Below are 17,969 nucleotides of genomic sequence, written 5' to 3'. Positions count from 1 at the left end.
ATTTAGTTAAGCTTCTTCTGATCATTCATAATTTCATAAGATTGTGCTCGGAGTAAATCTTCTTTTGTCGCAAATGTACTATTACGAAGTTGTTCAATTGATTGTTGTTTGTTGGAATCACTCGCATTGCTTTTAAGAATCTGTTCACGCTCAGACAAATAGCTATTCACTTGTTTCTGCCATCCAGCTTCTTCTTGGTCAACTTTTTCTAATCGGTCTGCCGCCTCAGCACCTAACAAGCTCTCACGCATGTTACGAAGCTCTTGTGCTGAGCCTCCTTTTTCTTGAATTTCCTTTGTAAGCTGTTGCAATTCAGCAAATTGCATAGACACTCGAACACCATCAGCCAAAGTCGATGGTAGTTGGTCAATCAAGTTTGCCAACTCGGTTGCTTTCTGTTGAGCATTCAAACTCTTATTCGCATGAATACGCATTTGATCAATATTAAATTGATTCAAGTTACGTTCATTTCCGAATAACGCATTAATTTCTGCTGAATTGAAGAATTGCTGCTGAACTTTGTACATTTGATCGAGTATTTTTTGAAAACCTTCAGCGTCTCCTGTTGTAAAGCTACTTGTAGGTTTTAGATTTTTTAATGCATGAGTATATGCAACATACTGATCTAGCAAATAACTCGCATAACTTGAAGCACTGTCAGGTAAAGTCGCTTTAAGATATTGTCGAATATCCGAGATAAGTTCCGTTTCAGTTTTTTCACCTAGACTAGAAAAGAAATAGTCAAAACAACTGCGAATACCTACGGTTAAGATTAATTTTCCATTTGCATCCACTTGAATTGGACAATCTATTTCTGTGCCCTGTAAAGACGGCGCAAGATTTGGTATTTTTCCTTGATGATTTGTATCGTCGATTTTTTGAATATTATTATTCTCGGATGATAATTGGTTTTGTTGATTGAGGTCATTCTCATGTTTTTGCGCTTCTGGTTTAAATATAAAATAGATCAAGACCAATGAGAGCAGTAAACACACCATCAAACCTAAGAAGATGATTCGATTATTCAAAAGTTTAATTTTCATAGTCCCTTGCTCTATTTATTATTCCGTTTTAAATCTTTTGTTGGTTAAGGGAGTAAGTCTCTACTCCCTTAATGTTTAGATTAAAGTCCCTGATTTTTCAAACGATTTGCTTGAGTACGATAAGGTGTAACTGGGTTTTGTAAGAAGCCAACTAAGCCTAATATTTGATTGACTTCATCCAAGTGATTAAACGCATAATTATCACGAATAACGGTACCAAGATGACTCGAACAGCGTGGAACTAAACCATCATTTTCACTAGGAATTAATAAAGATGTCGCTGTTAATGCATAATCCAATGGATCAAGCGCATTGGTAAATGGGCTCGTTCCACTCCATGAGTAATAACGGACACCATTAACCAACTCTGTACCTGAGCCACAAGCCGTTGTTGGAACAGCTGCTGGAAAACGTTGATTAAAGTTAGCAGAACCACGTGTCGTTAAAGAGTTCAACCCCGCGAGTGCATCCTGATCATAATAATGGCCAGAACCAATTCCTACTAATGAGAAAAAAGCATTTACTCCCGCCGCGATAATAGGTGCAAGTGCAGGACCAACAGGTGATTTAACAACTGAATCTACAACATCTGCAACTTCTGAACCTTTAGTTGGACCACCAACAGCCGTCACTGATGCCACTTTATCTGGCAATAAACTTGCAACATAACGAACTGATTGTGAACCATGACTATGGCCGATTAAATTCACTTTTTGAGCGCCTGTAATCGCAAGCACTTGTTTGGTCTGAAGTAATAACTGTTCACCACGTACTTCTGATGAATTAAAAGAAGCTTGTTGTGCGACAAATACATTGGCCCCATTACCAACGAGGTCCTCTGTAATTCCATTCCAATATTGCAATGGACCTACAGCAGAAAAACCGGCCATTCCGTGAGCTAGTAAAATTGGATACTTGGTTTTAGCATAACTAGATGTAACGTTAGTACTTCCACCAACCGTACAACTGCTTACGTTACAGTTTTGCCATGATGCTTTTGGTGCTAGAAAATCAAACAAACCTGCATGTACAACAGATCCACTGCTTGCTAGCATACCCGTCATTAACACCATAGCATTTAAATATTTTTTCTTCACATTTTGCTCCTAGCATTTTTCATTTTTATTACAACGATTGAGTCCTTAAACTTTGTATGTGGATTCATTCCAGGCATACAAAAGACTTGCAGAATTATACCCCCTTGCTAGATTGTATAAATTTTAGACTAAAACAAAGCGTGCCAAAATCATAACAATACATGCCAAAATTTTGCTTGATTCGTAAAATTCCGATGAATGTACATTTTCAAATCACAACAGCTAGATTACTTTTTGATTTAGTTTGATCAGTTTTAAAATGGAATTTGCTTAAAACTATGAGTATTCCCCGCCACCAACAGCATTTTATTAGTAGCTCTTATGTTCATGTATTAAGCGAAGTCGTATCTCGATGGAACATTAGCGCCGAAGAGTTATTTTGGGGAACAGGTGTAGAGACTGATCAATTACAAGATCTAAGCTATAAAATCAGCTTAAGTTCTTTTAAAAAGGTAATTACACGTACAATCGAATTAACAAAAGAAGATGGCATTGGATTCTATGCAGCAACGCAACTCAAGATTAGTTCTCATGGTTTATTAGGTTTAACTGCCGCAATATCTAAAAATGCACTCGATGCAATCACAACCATTAATCAATTTGTGAATTTACAATGCTCATTTGTCGAATTAAATTTCGAAATAAAAGATGATCTTGCTTATTATCATATTACTTACGAGCCATCACTACTTAACTTTAATCATCAGATTGATGCTCAAGCCTATGAATTTAGTTGTACCTTTTTTCTAATTGGCTTTGTTCATCTTGTCAGATTATTTATTCCAAGTTTTAAACCGATTATAGATTTACAATGCAAATGTCCAAATTACTTTGCGCGTTTCAGCGATCTATTAGCCTCCTCTTTTGCAGAAATACGCTATCAACAACCCTTCACTCGATTAATTGCATCTGCTGAATTTTTAGATATGCCTTTAAGCATGGCTGACCCATTAACTGCAGAGAAATTTAAGTTGATTTGCCAAAAAGAATTAGACGATCTTGCTGCAACTCAAGATATCTTATATCGGGTCAAATATCTTATTGATGATCCGAATGAAGGTTTACTCGGTATCGAACAAGTCGCTGAAAAGTTAAATTTAACTAAGCGGACTTTACAACGCATGTTGCAAGAAAAATCTATAAATTTTCAAATACTTTATGATGAAGTACGCAAACAAAAAGCAAAAAAACTGATGCTCAATCCTTTCATTACCAAAGATGAACTTGCTAAAAAACTCGGTTATTCATCCCTTTCAAGTTTTAATCGGGCATATAAACGCTGGGAAATTGATTAATCTTTTCGCCAAAGTTTATGCAACAATAATGTCTACAATCAAGATCGTGGATATTACATGAGTAGCCCAGAAATCATAGCCGTTGAACTTGCTAAAGCCTATCGTTTACTGAATCATGGTCCAACTGTTTTAGTCTCAGCACAGCATGGAAATGATAAAGATGTAATGGCTGCTGCTTGGGCATGTGCTTTGGAACTCACACCAGCTAAAGTTACTGTAGTACTCGATAAAAGTACCAAAACACGTCAGCTTGTGGAACAAAGTGGTTATTTTGCTTTGCAAATACCTTGCTATGCGCAAATTGATATGGTGCATCAACTCGGTACAATTAGTAAGTTTGATCAACCAAACAAATTGGAAGATTGTAAAACCGAATTGTTCTATCAAGATGAGCTTAACGTCCCACTTGTAAGCGGTAGTATTGCTTGGCTTGTGTGTAAAGTCATTCCTGAGCCACATAATCAGCAAACTCACGATTTATTTATAGGATCTGTTATTGCTGCATGGGCAGATTCAAGAGTCTTTCGTGATGGGCATTGGTATTTTGAAAACGCAGCCAAAGAATTACGTAGTCTTCATTATATTGCAGGTGGTACTTTCTATCTAATTGGGGAAGAAGTTAAAGCAAAATTATAAAGCTAAAATTTAAGAAGCAATTTTTGACAAGGATTGTTTCTTATTTTGATTCAATTTTCATTAACTCTGTATATAAACTATCTAAGAATTTCTGTTGCTGCGGATTATCTTTAAAATAACGTTGGTACAGCACACTACAACTTTCGACATCAGCAATATTGGCTTTGTTAAATGACCAGTCCGTCGTATCTTTTACAGTAATGCCCAAATCGTCATCACAACTTTGCCACTGTCTAGAAAATCGCGTTTTTTGATGTTCTGCTAATTGATCAAAACTAGCATAAACAGAAAAACCCTTCATTTCTGAATTAAAGAATTTAGCAATCATCGTCACGGGCACACCACCCCAATCAATGGTTTGATCTTTTGGTAATTGAATTTCAGTTAACTTATCTTCTGCTAACAAATTCTCCTGTTTACCTACTTTACCACGATATTTTTCATAAGTTAAAGTTGTTCCTGCGGGCACAACTATTTTTTTCACGACCATCACCTGTTGGGTCGTATAGTATGGATAATTAGGATTTGAGTTGCCGCCTGTTGGATTCATATTTCCAACACAACCATTTAAAAACAAGCTAAGTGCAGAACAGATCAAAATTGGATATTTCACCTATACAACCCTCTATTGAGTGAATGAATGATTTGCAAAAATACACAGAAACCAGCAGAAATGACTAAAACTCAAACTTAGTTTATGAATAAACCATATAAAAACAAAAACAGTTGTAAATTTTCATTTACAACTGTTTTATAAATTAATCTATAAATGATTTAAATAAATTTATTTCGCAGCCATACGAATACCGCCATCTAAGCGGATCACTTCACCATTTAAATATGAATTTTCAGCAATATGTGCAACCAAACGACCAAATTCTTCAGGACGTCCCAAACGTGATGGATAAGGCACCATTTGCCCTAAGGCATCTTGTACATTTTGCGGTAAGCCTTTCAGCATTGGAGTTTCCATAATCCCTGGTGCAATGGTTAAAACACGAATTTGATGACGTGCTAACTCGCGCGCAATTGGAAGCGTCATCGCAACTACAGCACCTTTTGATGCAGAATAAGCCGCTTGTCCAATTTGCCCATCAAAAGCTGCCACAGAAGCGGTATTTACAATCACCCCACGATCTTCATCGCCTTCAGCAACAATATTTTTACTCATTGCATCTGCTGCAAAACGTAACATGTTAAATGTACCCGTCACGTTGATATGTAAGGTTTTTGAGAACATGGCTAAATCATGTACAGATTCTTTGCCCACAACTTTTGCTGAGGGTCCAATCCCTGCACAGTTGACTAATCCATATACCGCACCATATTTTGCAACAACATCTTTAAAGAATTGCTCTGCAGCTTGTTCATCAGTTACATCTAATTTTACAAATTCAGCTTGCGCACCTAAAGCCTGTGCCTGCTGTTCACCCGCTTCAATATTCATATCGACTAAGGTAACCGTCGCACCTTGTTTAACGAGAACCTCTGCTGTTGCAGCCCCTAAACCAGAGCCACCACCAGTAATAACAAAATGTTTTCCTTGAATTTTCATCTAAATTTCCTCTTAAATTAAAGATATAAATTTTTATAAGCCAGAGTAAAGCCAAGTTTTTTCCGATACAATTCCTAAAAGTAGCAAAAGTGATGCGACTTTTGAGCATTCAACCTATTTACTCTCCTATATTTTATTTCTATATGAGCAAAAGCACCGATCTCGATCTTAATTCTGCTAAGGATACAATTTCAATTGCTTTAATTCGTGAAGCATTGAGTGTTGCCGCAAGTCGAGGTTTAGATATTCTCCATATCGCCAATCAAGCAGGCGTTTCAGTCGAACTGCTCAGTTCAGCTAAAGCCCGTGTTCCAGTGATGCAATGTGCAAGATTATGGATTGAGCTAGCAGAGCATATGAATGATGAGTTTCTAGGGATGGATTGCCACCCTATGCGCAGAGGGAGCTATAGCCTATTAGCAAAATTAGCATTCAGTGCAGAAACATTAGAACAAGCTATTCAAGAAATCTTAAAGTTTCTAAGTTTAGTGTTAGATGACATCCAAGGTGAATTGATTCAACAAGGTGCAAAAGCATACTTAATTCTGCATGATCGTGAACATCCTAAACGAATGTTTACTTATTCGACTTATTTGATGTTAGTCCATAGTTTAATGTGTTGGCTAAGTGACCAACGCATCCCTTTTCAGAAAATGACCTTTAAATGTCATCAACCTGTCGAAATACAGGATTATCGTGTTCGTTTTTGCGAAGATATTCAATTTAATGCTGATCAAAATCTCATTGAGTTTGATGCAAATTACCTCAAACACAAAATCAAAAAAGATAAACAGGCTTTAAATGACTTTCTCAGACAAACGCCTTACAACCTAATTGTTCGCTTTAAAAATGAAAATTCTTTAAGCTTGCAAATCCGTCGTCAACTGCTTTTACAACCACCCTCAGAGTGGGATGAACTCAAAGAAATTGCCCAACAACTAAATATGTCAACGGCAACAATTCAGCGCCGTTTAAAACAAGAAGGTGTGAGTTATCAGCAGCTTAAAAATGATATTCGATGTGATATTGCAATTGAACGACTCAGCAAAACTAATGACTCTATCCAAAGTATTAGTGATGATCTAAGTTTTCATGATCCAAGTGCATTTCATCGCGCTTTTAAAAAATGGACAGGAGTTAGCCCAGGTGCGTATCGTGCGAAAACACTATTTAGCAAAATAGAAGTTTAAATAGTTTTTTGTCCTAGACTGACACGATCATTGCCACCATAATCCTTGATAGTCTGAATCTGCTTAAAACCTTGTTGTTCAAAAATATCTCGTACCGCTTGGCCTTGGTCATATCCATGTTCAAGCACAATCCAGCCATTCGGTTTAAGCCAGTCTTTACCTTGAGTAATAATGGTTTCAATATCCGCCATACCCTGCTTATCAGCAATCAAAGCACGCTCAGGTTCAGACTTGAGCTTTTGCATATGTACATCATCAGGATCAATATAGGGCGGATTGGATACAATCAAATCAAACTGTTGCTGTTCTAAAGCCTCGAACCAAGCCCCACAAGCGAACTTCACCTGCATCAACCCGTGCCGAACCGCATTATCCTTAGCTACATCCAAAGTCGGCGCATAAATATCAGTTGCGGTGACTTGCCATTGAGGACGTTCACATGCAAGTGCCAAAGCAATTGCACCTGTTCCTGTACCTAGGTCAACAATATTCGCATATTGATCGAGTGGCAGTTTTAACACCGTTTCAACCAAAATTTCGGTATCTGGACGTGGCACTAGAGTGTCATGGGTGACTTTTAAATCCAACGTCCAAAAAGGTTGTGAACCTGTGACATAAGCCAATGGTTCGCCCTGTTCAATACGCGCAAGCCCTTCTAAAAAAGCGTGTTCCTGTATTTCAGTCAACTCTTGCTCAAGTCTTAATTTGAGTTCTAAAGCATTGATACCTAGTAGGTGTTCAAGTAACCATGCCGCCTCTTGACGTTCATAGCTATCAATTTCACCTTTGATTTCTAAGGCTTGAGCAATATTCATTAGCCGCCATTTTCCTGTGCAAGCATCGCCAACTGATCCGCCTGATATTCACGATGTAAGCTATCGAGTAATTCAGTTAAATCACCTTCCATAATTGCATCTAACTTATATAAAGTCAGGTTAATACGGTGATCGGTCATGCGACCTTGCGGATAGTTATAGGTACGAATACGCTCAGAGCGATCACCAGAACCGACCAAGTCACGGCGCATTTCAGAAGTTGCTGCATCAGCTGCCGCACGTTTAGCATTTTCTAACCGTGAAACTAACAAGGCCATAGCTTTGGCTTTGTTCTTATGTTGCGAACGCTCTTCCTGACATTCCACTACCACACCCGATGGAATATGGGTAATACGCACCGCAGAATCGGTTTTATTAATATGCTGACCACCTGCACCTGATGCGCGATAGGTATCAATGCGCAGATCGGCGGGATTGATTTCAACGGTGGTATCTACATCCACTTCTGGCAGAATCGCAACGGTACACGCTGAAGTGTGTACCCGACCTTGAGATTCAGTCGCAGGTACACGTTGAACACGGTGTGCACCACTCTCAAATTTCAAACGACCATAGACGCCTTCGCCATCAATACGACAAATGATTTCTTTATAACCGCCATGCTCACCTTCATTTTCAGAAAGTACTTCAATACGCCAACTTTGTGTTTCAGCATATTTACTGTACATACGGAATAAATCACCCGAAAAGATCGCTGCTTCATCACCACCTGTTCCAGCACGAATTTCAAGGTAGGCTGCATTGGCATCATTTGGATCTTTCGGAATCATTAGAACATTTAATTGTTCTTCGAGATCAACTAGAAGCGCTTTATTTTCTTTAATTTCTTCTTCAGCCATATCTTTGAAATCGGGATCTGATTTCATTGTTTCAGCCGTTTCAATATCTTCTTCCGCTTGACGATATTTGCTCCAAACCTCAGTGATTTCTGTTAAATCATTATGTTCGCGAGACAATTTACGAAAACGTTTATTGTCCGAAATTACTTCTACATCAGCGAGCAATGCAGTCAGCTCTTCGTGACGATCACAAAGTTGATCTAGTCTTAAACGGAGTGATGCTTTCATGGGCGGAATATCTCAAAACTAAAGACTCAGTGCCGATCAAAATAATGAAGCACGAGCAAAATCAAAAAATTGCGCATAGTTTACAGATTCTAGGGCTTAAAAGACATAGAGAAACTAGGTAACTTACCAATCCCCTATTATTTCATCACAAATTCTCCGTTTTTAGTATGTATAGGTTGTTCTCTTACCTGAGCTTCGATATAAATAATCAAAGATAAATTAGAATGATAAAACAGTAGGATAAACCATGAGTAATTTAATAAACCGCCCAACACTCGCCTTCACAGCCGCAAGCTGGCTTGCAGTCCTTATTGGTGTTGTTGGTTTTATGATTGGATTGTGGAATGCAGAAATGCCTCTGCATGAAAAAGGCTATTATTTGATAATTCTATTGTATGGACTCTTTTCAACGATCTCATTACAAAAAACATTACGAGATCAATTAGAAGAAATACCTGTGACTATGATTTATGTTGCGCTTTGTTGGGCATCAGTCGGTATTTGTATTGGATTATTACTATTTAGTTTAACTAACGCTACGCTCACTTTAAGTGAAAAAGGGTACTACATTATGTCTTTCTTACTCAGTTTGTTTGGCGTCACAGCGACCCAAAAGAACATTCGTGATCTAGATCATTTACGTCATCAACAAGAAGTAAATTCTCATCAACACAAATTAGAAGAAGAGCCAAGTAAGAAAGTTCAATTAGATTAATTGCAATTGAATTAAAGAGTGCTTGTGTCGTTCAAGCCTCTTTTTTGTGAATTAAATCAGTATTTGATTGATTACAAATATTTATTTCACGTTATTCAGGAATATTATTAACAAAACACTACATTCTCCTTACTAAGTAGTAATAATTTCTGTCGGCATCTCCATATTTTCTTTCTCAAACTTTGTTACATTTGCAGGCATTAAAAAGATGTCCCATGACTGGGAACATGGAGTCAAAATGAAAGCGAATATTTTCTTATTGAGCGCAATTTTAGCAAGCTCAACTTTAGCAACCAGCGTATATGCTGATAATGCAACACGTGTTGCAGCGACTTCTGCTTTAGGTAGTGTTGTTGGTACAGCAATTGGTAAAGAAATTGGTGGTAATAATGGTGCGATGATTGGTTCTGCTGTCGGTGGTGCTGGTGGTGCAGCGGCTGCAAGTAGCAAACGTACTCGTACTGAAGCTGCGATTGGCGGTGGTCTAGGTGGTGTTGGTGGCTACACTGTTGGTAAAAATGTAGGTGGAACCACTGGTGGATATATTGGAGCGGCTGCTGGTGCAGCGGGCGGTGCAGCATTAGGTCGTCAAGTTGGTCAAGATCGTGATTATGACAATCGCCAAGATAACAAACGTCATTGGAAAAAGAAAAAGCATCGTCATCATTAATCATTCTAAAAAAGCACCTTAGGGTGCTTTTTTTATGTGAGAGAAAAACAGCTATAATTCCGAGCAAAATGCTAGGTTGAATCTGAGCGATTATATTTTTAAAATAATTCCTTATTTTTTATATGCCTTTTGCATCATGATTACTGAATTACTCTCTCCTGCTGGTTCACTTAAAAATATGCGTTATGCTTTTGCTTATGGAGCAGATGCAGTTTATGCAGGACAACCACGTTACAGTCTCCGTGTTCGTAATAATGAATTTGATCATGAAAATTTAAAAATCGGAATTGATGAAGCACATGCATTAGGCAAAAAATTCTATGTTGTTGCCAATATTCAGCCACATAACAGCAAACTTAAAAATTTTATTCGTGACATCGAGCCAATTATTGCGATGCAACCTGATGCATTAATTATGTCGGATCCAGGCTTAATTATGATGGTTCGCGAACATTTCCCTGATATGCCTATCCACCTTTCGGTACAAGCCAATGCGATTAATTGGGCAACTGTAAAATTCTGGAAAGACTATGGTTTAAGCCGAGTCATTCTTTCTCGTGAACTCGCATTAGAAGAAATTGAAGAAATACAGAAAAATGTACCAGAAATTGAACTCGAAGTTTTTGTACACGGCGCATTATGCATGGCCTACTCAGGGCGATGTTTGCTCTCTGGGTATATGAATAAACGAGATGCAAATCAAGGCGCTTGTACCAATGCTTGTCGTTGGGAATATAAAATTCATGAAGCACAAGAAGATACCAATGGTGACGTGATTCCTGTTCAGCAGATAGAACCATCCAAACAATGCTGTTCCAATAAAGCTCAAGATAATCTAGTTCAAAGTGTTTTAGTGCAACGTAATGATGAGGAAATGTTTGCGGCTGAAGAAGATGAACATGGTACTTATTTCATGAACTCAAAGGACTTACGTGCCATTCAACATGTTGATCGTTTGACTCATATGGGAATTGCTTCACTTAAAATTGAAGGACGAACAAAATCCTATTTTTACTGTGCTCGAACAGCTCAAATTTATCGTAAAGCAATTGATGATGCGCTATCAGGTCAACCATTTGACTCAAGTCTAATGGATCAACTTGAAGGTTTGGCAAATCGTGGTTACACAGAAGGATTTTTACGTCGCCATGTGCATAGCGATTACCAAAATTATGAGGATGGTTCATCACATTTCGACTATCAACAGTTTTGTGGTGAGATAATTGAGCGCAATGGCGACTATGTTCAAGTCGAAGTTAAAAATCGATTTTTAGTTGGCGATACACTTGAGCTCATGACTCCCAAAGGTAATCTTGTCTTCACTTTAACTGAAATGCATGATTTAAAAGGTCATCCAATCGACAATGCAAAAGGTTCTGGACATATTGTGAAAATCCCACTTTCAGCAGATATCGATATTGCTTATGCCTTATTAATCCGTCATCTTCCACATGCCAAAACCCAGTTAAAAACTGATGCACTTGCATATTCGGCAGATTAAATATGGCGCTATTGATTACTACAGCATGTATCAACTGTGATATGTGCTTGCCAGAATGCCCGAATCAAGCGATTTATGAAGGTGCAAAAATTTACGAAATTGACCCACAACGTTGCACTGAATGTGTCGGCTTCTACGAATCACCCACATGTATTGCAGTTTGCCCTATTGATTGTATTAAACCTGATCCTTTACACATAGAGAGCAAGGATCAACTGCAAATTAAATTTAATGGCTTAAATTTATTAGGTAATTAGAGGCTTACACAATATAAGTGAATCACTCAATCGCATATCAATCATCGATTATCATCTCTAAAAAGAAAGCAATATTTACGGACTTAGGCAAAACACTGGCATCAAACTTGCTTTTTAGTATTACGTTTTTAACAATTAGTATTACTACAGGTGTTTGCCTATGCACCATTCATCCGCGTCAAATAAAAACAAGCTTTTTTTAAGTTTAGGGTCTTTTTTAATACCTTTACTCATTTGGAGCTGTGTCAGTTATTTACCCTTTATTTGGCATCCTCAAGTACAAATCACAAATTCAGGTGATGCATCCTATTTACAAGTGGGAACTCGCTTAGAAAAAGATGCTTATTATGCTGAAGCGCAAAATATCGTTGATCAAGGGAAAAGTCCTCCTACAGGCATCTTAGTTAATCCGATCTATTTACCTGCACCACATGAAGTCGCAAAAGCACTGTTTACTTCATTCATGACGCCACCACAGCAGGCCGACTCTCCGTGGTTACATCAAAGCCTATGGCATAGTATTAAGATTGTATTTACGGCTTTCTTTATATCGTCTTTGCTGGGTGTACCGCTTGGAATTTTATGTGGTTTTTCAAAAACTATCTCAAGGTTAACAGAGCCTTTTGTCGAGTTCTTCCGTTATTTACCCGCACCTGCTTTTGGTGCATTAGCAGTTGCTATATTAGGCATTAATGATGCACCTAAAATTGCCATTATCGTAATTGGTACTTTGTTCCAACAAATCTTGATTATCGCAAATACAACGCGAATGGTAGACCGAGGTCTTATAGAAGCGGGTTATACATTAGGTACCAATAAGATTAAAAGCTTATTCCATGTCGTTATCCCCGCAGCACTTCCTGATATTTATCGAGATCAGCGTGTTCTACTTGGGTGGGCTTGGACTTATTTAATTGTATCGGAATTAATTGGTGCAACCTCAGGAATTACATGGTTTATCACTCAACAAGCTCGCTATCAAAACTTTGATAATGTCTATGCAGCAATTCTTATCATTGGTGTTATTGGCATCGCTTGTGATTTGATTTTAATGAAACTCGGCGCACGTCTATTTAAGTGGAAAAAAGGAGTATGAATATGGATGAAATTTTTGATTCAAAAAGCTACTTCGACAGTATTTATGCTCGACCTGTCATGCTTGAAACCAGAAATTTAAGCCAAATTTTTCAGCATGGAAAAAATGAACGTGTGGTTTTAAATAACATTAATTTAAGCATTCACAAACGTGAGTTTATTTGTGTCATCGGGCCCTCAGGTTGCGGTAAATCAACTTTAAGTCGTGTCGTGGCAGGTTTGGATGATTTTCACAGTGGTGAAGTACGGGTTGAAGGACAAAAAATTCAAGGGCCAAGTTCCGAACGCGGTATGGTGTTTCAAGGTTATACCCTTTTCCCATGGAAAACCGTTAAAGAAAATGTGATGTTTGGCCCATTGATGAAAGGTGTGAGTCCGACTCGAGCTGAAGAAATGGCGCGTGAGTGGATCAATATTATTGGTTTAGAAAAATATGAAAATCAGTTTCCGCATGAGCTATCGGGGGGAATGAAGCAACGTGTTGCAATTGCCAGAGCTTTGGTCAATGAACCGAAAATTTTATTAATGGATGAACCTTTCGGTGCTCTAGACCCTTATACCCGACAAAAAATGCAAAAGCATCTGATGGATTTATGGCAAAACATCGACATCACGATTATGTTTGTCACACACGATATGGATGAAGCCATTTTATTGGCAGATCGTATTGTGGCTTTAAAAGCAAATCCAGGTGAAATCAAAGAAATTATTGAAGTGAATTTACCACGCCCACGATCATTAGATTTAATTCACTCCCCTGAATTTAAACAATTACGTCAGCAAGTAGATCAACTCGTCCATGCACAGGAAGAAGACATTGATCCTGCTTTAGAGGATCTGCCTAAAATTCCGCGTATGACCAAAATCAGTACATAGAAATAAAAATAGCAATTGGGACGACCCAACTTGCTTCATTTATTGCTGGACGACCAGCCTATGGTGAACCTTATGAGTCAATCTCATGATGCTTATGCACTGCCGCTGATTGATATTTCACTGCTTGCAAGTGATCGCTTACAAGATCGAATCAAAGTTGTCACAGCGCTTGATCAAGCCTGTAAAGATATTGGTTTCTTATATATTCGAGGAGAGCAATTTCAACCTGAATTATTCCACCAATTGAAACAGATTGCGCAAAGTTATTTTGCTCAAGATGAAGCGACCAAAATGCGCCATTATATTGGTCTTTCTAAGAATCATAGTGGCTATGTTCCTATCGGTGAAGAACAATTCAAGGCAAATGTTTACGATTTAAAAGAATCCTATGATGTGAATTATGATTATTCAGATCCATCAGATAGAAGACCATTATTAGGTCCTACTTTATGGCCTGACCACCCTCAGTTTAAAGCTATAGTTTTAAATTATTATCAGCATATTCGAACAATAGGTCAGCAGTTATTTAAGGCTTTCGCTTTAGCCTTAGAGCGAGATGAAGACTTTTTTGAACAACATACACAACATGCGCCAAGCCAATTAAGACTGATTCATTATCCCTACAATCCAGCAGCAGAAGATCAATTTGGAATAGGTGCACACACAGATTATGAATGCTTCACCCTGCTCTTTCCGACTGCTGAAGGACTGCAAGTCCTCAATAAACAAGGAGAATGGATTGATATTCCACTAATAGAAAATACCATGGTGATGAATATCGGTGACATGATGGAAATTTTGTCAAATGGCCGTTATTTAGCAACAAAACATCGGGTTAAACGAGTTCAACAAGAACGTTACTCTTTTCCTTTATTCTTCTCATGTGATTACGACTATATCATTCAGCCAGTCATAGAGAATGAAGCACCTCAGTACTCCGCCATGAAAGGTGGTGAACATTTGTTTAATCAAACTGCTCAAACATTCATGTATCTGAAAAAAAGAATCGAAACAGGTGAACTTGTTTTAGAAAATGCTCGTCCACTCTACTCCTTCGGTATGCAAGAAAAAGGAGAAACACAATGAATCTAGAGCAGCTTTTAGAACAATTACAACCAACTGCTTTAAGCGATATAGAATTACCTCAATATTTAATGGGAAGTTTTAGACGAAAAAGTATTACTTTTTTCAATGGAATGACGAATGAAAAGACCATTGTTTATTGGTTTCAGTCAAAGTCTTTTAGCATCGATTTAAGGCTGGTTGATGGCAACAATACTTCTATCTATCAACGTCAAGGATGGATTGGGGACACTATATGGGATGCGAAAACTGAACTTTTGTCATGGCATATCAAACACAATTATCAAAATCATGTGCAGTGGCCAGAGCCAGCAAAACTTTATCAGATTGGAAATAGCATTTTAGAATTTTCGCCCTCGAATGCTTACGTCGAAGATTGGCGTCAACAAGCTAAAAAAGGTTTGTTTCTCGGACTCAGATTATTTCAAATGCAACATTTAGCAAGCCAAGAAATAATCACGATGGATGGTGGTTTAATTATTACAGATCAACATATTGCATATGCACAATCTCGTCTACCATATCATCAGCAGCAGATTGGAAATGTAGCTTCGCTCTATGATTTGCAGGATAAAAACAGCTCCATTGAAAACTATGAAGTCTCAATTGCCTTAAATAATGCAACTATTCATTTTAGTACTCAGCCAGACAAAATTGATCAGTTCATTGCATTGGATCACTTTGAAATAATGGATAGCAATACCATTTCACAGTTCAAAGTGATTGATGGCGAGGAATATCGACTTTATTTCACTATTGATGTCTATCAACCACATTTTGAATTTAGTCACTCAAGTTCAACTACTTCTGCATCGAAACAATGGTTCGATCAGGAGAAGGACCACTTGTTAAAAAATTCAAATCATGTTCTCTAACTTAGAAATAGGCGATCTATGTCCTATCTATTTTTGACCATTGCAATTATTGCTGAAGTAATTGCGACATCAGCTTTGAAAGCTTCACAAGGTTTTAGCGTGTTGATGCCTTCTATAATTACGATATTAGGTTATGCAATCGCATTATTTTTCTTATCACTTACACTCAAAACCATTCCTGTTGGTATTGCTTATGCGATTTGGTCAGGTGCAGGTATTGTGCTAATTTCAACAATTGGTTGGATTTTCTTTAAACAACATTTGGATTTAGCCGCAATCATTGGGCTTGGGTTGATGCTGGCTGGAATTATTGTAATCAATGTTTTCTCCAACAGTACGCATATTTAAGACCTTAAAAAACCGTTCATTTTTGAACGGTTTTTGCATTTTCGAAATCTATTATTTCAGTTCGTTGAGCAGCGCAGGATAGATCAAACCATCAACATCAACTTCGCTTTTATAAATACCATTACTGACGTTAAATTTATTGACATGATAAGTTGATCCATAAATTGAATCAAAACCGTCTCCTTTTACAAATACCTTTTTATTGGCAGCAACATCTAATAAATGCGTACCATCAATAAATTGCTCATATTGTTTTGGATCAACACCAACGCGATTTGCCATGATTTTTACAGCATCATCATGTGTAGCAGGGTCTTGAATATATTTTACGGTTTTATCCCACACTTGGATGAGTTTCGTCCATTCATCTTTATGCATAGACAAGTGACTAGTATTGACCGCTAAAGTGTCATAAATCAAACCAGGTTTATCTTTTGAGGTATAAATAATTTTTGAACCTGCGACAGCTTTAAGTGCTTGATTGGCCACTGGCTGCCAAACTGCAATTGCTGCTATATCTTTACTCGCAAAAACTTGAGGTAACTCATTGGTCACTGAATTAACTAACTTAACATCAGTAGATGGAATTTTTGCATCATTTAATGCTGTCGCCAATAATAAATGATCGACTAAACCCTTTTCAGTTGCGACCGATTTTCCTTTTAAATCATTAATGTTATGAATACCTTCTTTAGCAATAATCACATCATTACCCGCAGAATAATCGGTAACCATAATGATCATGCCTTTGGTACCACCCGATGCATTGACAAGATTATCGCCATTGGTGACTAAAACTGCATCAAGTTGATTTGCAGCAAAAGCTGAAAGCGAAGCTGAGTAATCAAACCATTTAAACTCTACATTTAAACCTGCTTCTTTTAACCAACCTTTTTCAATCGCTACTTGCCATGCCACAAAACCCGGCCAATCACTATATCCAATGGTAATCGGTGTGACTGTATTTGCGCTTTTTGTTTCAGTTGCTTTATCTGCTGTTGGCAGCTTGGCAGAGTTGTCACATCCCACCACAGACATCGCTAAAAGAATTGAAACTGATAAAGAAGATATTGCACGCTTCATTGTATAACCCCATATTTGACGTTCAGAAAAGTTTTAAATTTCCATTGATAAATCTGTGTACAAATCAACTCATCTGGCTTTTAGCCAAATGGGTTTGTTACTCGTTTTGCTGTAAAGGTGGCATGACGGCATCCATAAGTTCTAAATGCCCTTTGATCACACCTTTGAGTGCTATAAACTGTTGGCTTATTTGTTTGAGGTCATTACTTTTTCCTTGTAAAAGCATGACTTCAAGAATCTTTTGCTGATCGAGTTGAATACTTAAAGAGCTGATCACTTGTTCTAAAAACTGATGTTGCAAATCACTTAACTGAACACGAATGTTGCTTGAACTGCGTTGATAGAGCAGCGTCAATGTGCCCACCATCACTGAATTTTCGGTGGTGTATTGATGAATGAGGTGCTTATTGATCATGTCAACAATCGCTTGAGAACGACTTTCATAATGTTCTTCAACAATTTTTTGATCTAAAGCTTCAACCGTTTTTTCAGGAACTGTAATGCTAATACGAGTTAGCTTAGGTTTTGCATTCATACTCATTCTGCTATTTTTTAGGAATTTGATTTTGCTTTACATACAAACCTGCTCTCACAGAAAGCAACTCGATCAACACTTTTGTCACAATATGAAAATACTGAACTAGAATTTTTTTGATTTTCATGGTCGCACCAGTAATACGAAATTAAATATTCGTAATATTAAATGCAGTATCCATGCCAGTTTTTACGCTGTTTTTAATGGGTAAA

Annotated in this window: 21 protein-coding genes; 12 read left to right on the top strand and 9 right to left on the bottom strand. The window is 37.6% G+C overall.

The genetic code is table 11. The features are described 5' to 3' along the window. Positions 1 to 2: 2 nt before the first annotated feature. Both AAV96_RS06165 and AAV96_RS06160 read right to left on the bottom strand, forming a co-directional pair. Complete coding sequence (locus AAV96_RS06165) at positions 3 to 1,043, bottom strand: lipase secretion chaperone (RefSeq protein WP_046738687.1); 1,041 nt, start codon at positions 1,041 to 1,043, stop codon at positions 3 to 5. An 80-nt stretch (positions 1,044 to 1,123) separates the two neighbouring features. Then, positions 1,124 to 2,140 (bottom strand): lipase family alpha/beta hydrolase, encoded by a 1,017-nt coding sequence (locus AAV96_RS06160; RefSeq protein WP_004662480.1) that lies wholly within the window; start codon positions 2,138 to 2,140, stop codon positions 1,124 to 1,126. Positions 2,141 to 2,418: 278 nt separating this feature from the next. Here AAV96_RS06160 and AAV96_RS06155 point away from each other — a divergent pair, with 278 nt between their 5' ends. Further along, positions 2,419 to 3,435: an AraC family transcriptional regulator gene (locus tag AAV96_RS06155; protein WP_046738686.1), complete on the top strand. Its 1,017-nt coding sequence runs from the start codon at positions 2,419 to 2,421 to the stop codon at positions 3,433 to 3,435. A 57-nt stretch (positions 3,436 to 3,492) separates the two neighbouring features. Then, the gene (locus AAV96_RS06150; protein ID WP_046738685.1) at positions 3,493 to 4,071 is read left to right on the top strand and encodes a flavin reductase family protein; all 579 of its coding nucleotides are present in this window, start codon (positions 3,493 to 3,495) and stop codon (positions 4,069 to 4,071) included. A 40-nt stretch (positions 4,072 to 4,111) separates the two neighbouring features. Here AAV96_RS06150 and AAV96_RS06145 read toward each other — a convergent pair whose 3' ends face one another. Both AAV96_RS06145 and AAV96_RS06140 read right to left on the bottom strand, forming a co-directional pair. After that, a complete protein-coding gene (locus AAV96_RS06145) occupies positions 4,112 to 4,684 on the bottom strand; it encodes a hypothetical protein (RefSeq protein WP_046738684.1) in 573 nt (190 codons plus the stop codon). A gap of 171 nt (positions 4,685 to 4,855) precedes the next feature. Further along, positions 4,856 to 5,626 (bottom strand): SDR family NAD(P)-dependent oxidoreductase, encoded by a 771-nt coding sequence (locus AAV96_RS06140; protein WP_046738683.1) that lies wholly within the window; start codon positions 5,624 to 5,626, stop codon positions 4,856 to 4,858. 92 nt (positions 5,627 to 5,718) lie between these two features. On the opposite strand from AAV96_RS06140, the gene AAV96_RS06135 reads away from it, so the two are divergent. Then, entirely contained in the window at positions 5,719 to 6,816 is a 1,098-nt protein-coding gene (locus AAV96_RS06135) for an AraC family transcriptional regulator (RefSeq protein ID WP_046738682.1), read from the top strand. Here the strand turns inward: AAV96_RS06135 and prmC are convergent. Then, positions 6,813 to 7,631, bottom strand: a complete 819-nt coding sequence (gene prmC / locus AAV96_RS06130) for a peptide chain release factor N(5)-glutamine methyltransferase (protein ID WP_046738681.1) — start codon at positions 7,629 to 7,631, stop codon at positions 6,813 to 6,815. The genes AAV96_RS06135 and prmC overlap by 4 nt on opposite strands. Then, positions 7,631 to 8,719 carry a peptide chain release factor 1 gene (gene prfA, locus AAV96_RS06125; RefSeq protein WP_004662494.1) on the bottom strand — a complete coding sequence of 363 codons (1,089 nt, stop codon included), beginning with the start codon at positions 8,717 to 8,719 and terminating at the stop codon, positions 7,631 to 7,633. The genes prmC and prfA overlap by 1 nt, the downstream gene beginning before the upstream one ends. Positions 8,720 to 8,966: 247 nt before the next feature. Here prfA and yiaA point away from each other — a divergent pair, with 247 nt between their 5' ends. The 9 genes from yiaA to AAV96_RS06080 all read left to right on the top strand — a co-directional run bounded on the left by yiaA (position 8,967) and on the right by AAV96_RS06080 (position 16,139). Beyond that, on the top strand, positions 8,967 to 9,434 hold the full coding sequence (gene yiaA, locus AAV96_RS06120) for an inner membrane protein YiaA (RefSeq protein WP_046738680.1): 468 nt from the start codon (positions 8,967 to 8,969) through the stop codon (positions 9,432 to 9,434). Between the two features lie 238 nt (positions 9,435 to 9,672). Further along, positions 9,673 to 10,104 (top strand): hypothetical protein, encoded by a 432-nt coding sequence (locus AAV96_RS06115; RefSeq protein WP_004662500.1) that lies wholly within the window; start codon positions 9,673 to 9,675, stop codon positions 10,102 to 10,104. A gap of 136 nt (positions 10,105 to 10,240) precedes the next feature. Next, positions 10,241 to 11,605, top strand: coding sequence for a tRNA 5-hydroxyuridine modification protein YegQ (yegQ, locus tag AAV96_RS06110; RefSeq protein ID WP_046738679.1), 1,365 nt, complete (start codon positions 10,241 to 10,243; stop codon positions 11,603 to 11,605). A gap of 2 nt (positions 11,606 to 11,607) precedes the next feature. Beyond that, entirely contained in the window at positions 11,608 to 11,862 is a 255-nt protein-coding gene (locus AAV96_RS06105) for a YfhL family 4Fe-4S dicluster ferredoxin (RefSeq protein WP_046738678.1), read from the top strand. A 160-nt stretch (positions 11,863 to 12,022) separates the two neighbouring features. Continuing rightward, positions 12,023 to 12,958: an ABC transporter permease gene (locus AAV96_RS06100; RefSeq protein ID WP_046738677.1), complete on the top strand. Its 936-nt coding sequence runs from the start codon at positions 12,023 to 12,025 to the stop codon at positions 12,956 to 12,958. Then, complete coding sequence (locus AAV96_RS06095; RefSeq protein ID WP_171249130.1) at positions 12,955 to 13,833, top strand: ABC transporter ATP-binding protein; 879 nt, start codon at positions 12,955 to 12,957, stop codon at positions 13,831 to 13,833. Before AAV96_RS06100 ends, AAV96_RS06095 begins: the two co-directional genes overlap by 4 nt. Positions 13,834 to 13,893: 60 nt before the next feature. After that, positions 13,894 to 14,919, top strand: a complete 1,026-nt coding sequence (locus AAV96_RS06090; protein ID WP_046738675.1) for an isopenicillin N synthase family dioxygenase — start codon at positions 13,894 to 13,896, stop codon at positions 14,917 to 14,919. Beyond that, a complete protein-coding gene (locus tag AAV96_RS06085) occupies positions 14,916 to 15,791 on the top strand; it encodes a hypothetical protein (protein ID WP_046738674.1) in 876 nt (291 codons plus the stop codon). Before AAV96_RS06090 ends, AAV96_RS06085 begins: the two co-directional genes overlap by 4 nt. A gap of 18 nt (positions 15,792 to 15,809) precedes the next feature. Next, entirely contained in the window at positions 15,810 to 16,139 is a 330-nt protein-coding gene (locus tag AAV96_RS06080; protein WP_046738673.1) for a DMT family transporter, read from the top strand. 51 nt (positions 16,140 to 16,190) lie between these two features. Here AAV96_RS06080 and AAV96_RS06075 read toward each other — a convergent pair whose 3' ends face one another. The 3 genes from AAV96_RS06075 to AAV96_RS18555 form a co-directional block, all read right to left on the bottom strand. Then, the gene (locus AAV96_RS06075; RefSeq protein ID WP_046738672.1) at positions 16,191 to 17,222 is read right to left on the bottom strand and encodes an ABC transporter substrate-binding protein; all 1,032 of its coding nucleotides are present in this window, start codon (positions 17,220 to 17,222) and stop codon (positions 16,191 to 16,193) included. Positions 17,223 to 17,319: 97 nt separating this feature from the next. Continuing rightward, positions 17,320 to 17,757, bottom strand: a complete 438-nt coding sequence (locus AAV96_RS06070) for a CopG family ribbon-helix-helix protein (protein ID WP_034710366.1) — start codon at positions 17,755 to 17,757, stop codon at positions 17,320 to 17,322. 10 nt (positions 17,758 to 17,767) lie between these two features. Continuing rightward, positions 17,768 to 17,884: a hypothetical protein gene (locus AAV96_RS18555; RefSeq protein ID WP_413772442.1), complete on the bottom strand. Its 117-nt coding sequence runs from the start codon at positions 17,882 to 17,884 to the stop codon at positions 17,768 to 17,770. Between the last annotated feature and the right edge of the window lie 85 nt (positions 17,885 to 17,969).

Source organism: Acinetobacter sp. AG1 (assembly GCF_001005525.1).
Taxonomy (GTDB): domain Bacteria; phylum Pseudomonadota; class Gammaproteobacteria; order Pseudomonadales; family Moraxellaceae; genus Acinetobacter; species Acinetobacter modestus.
Note: the sequence above shows the minus strand (reverse complement) of the source record. Positions and strands in the feature narration are given on the sequence as shown.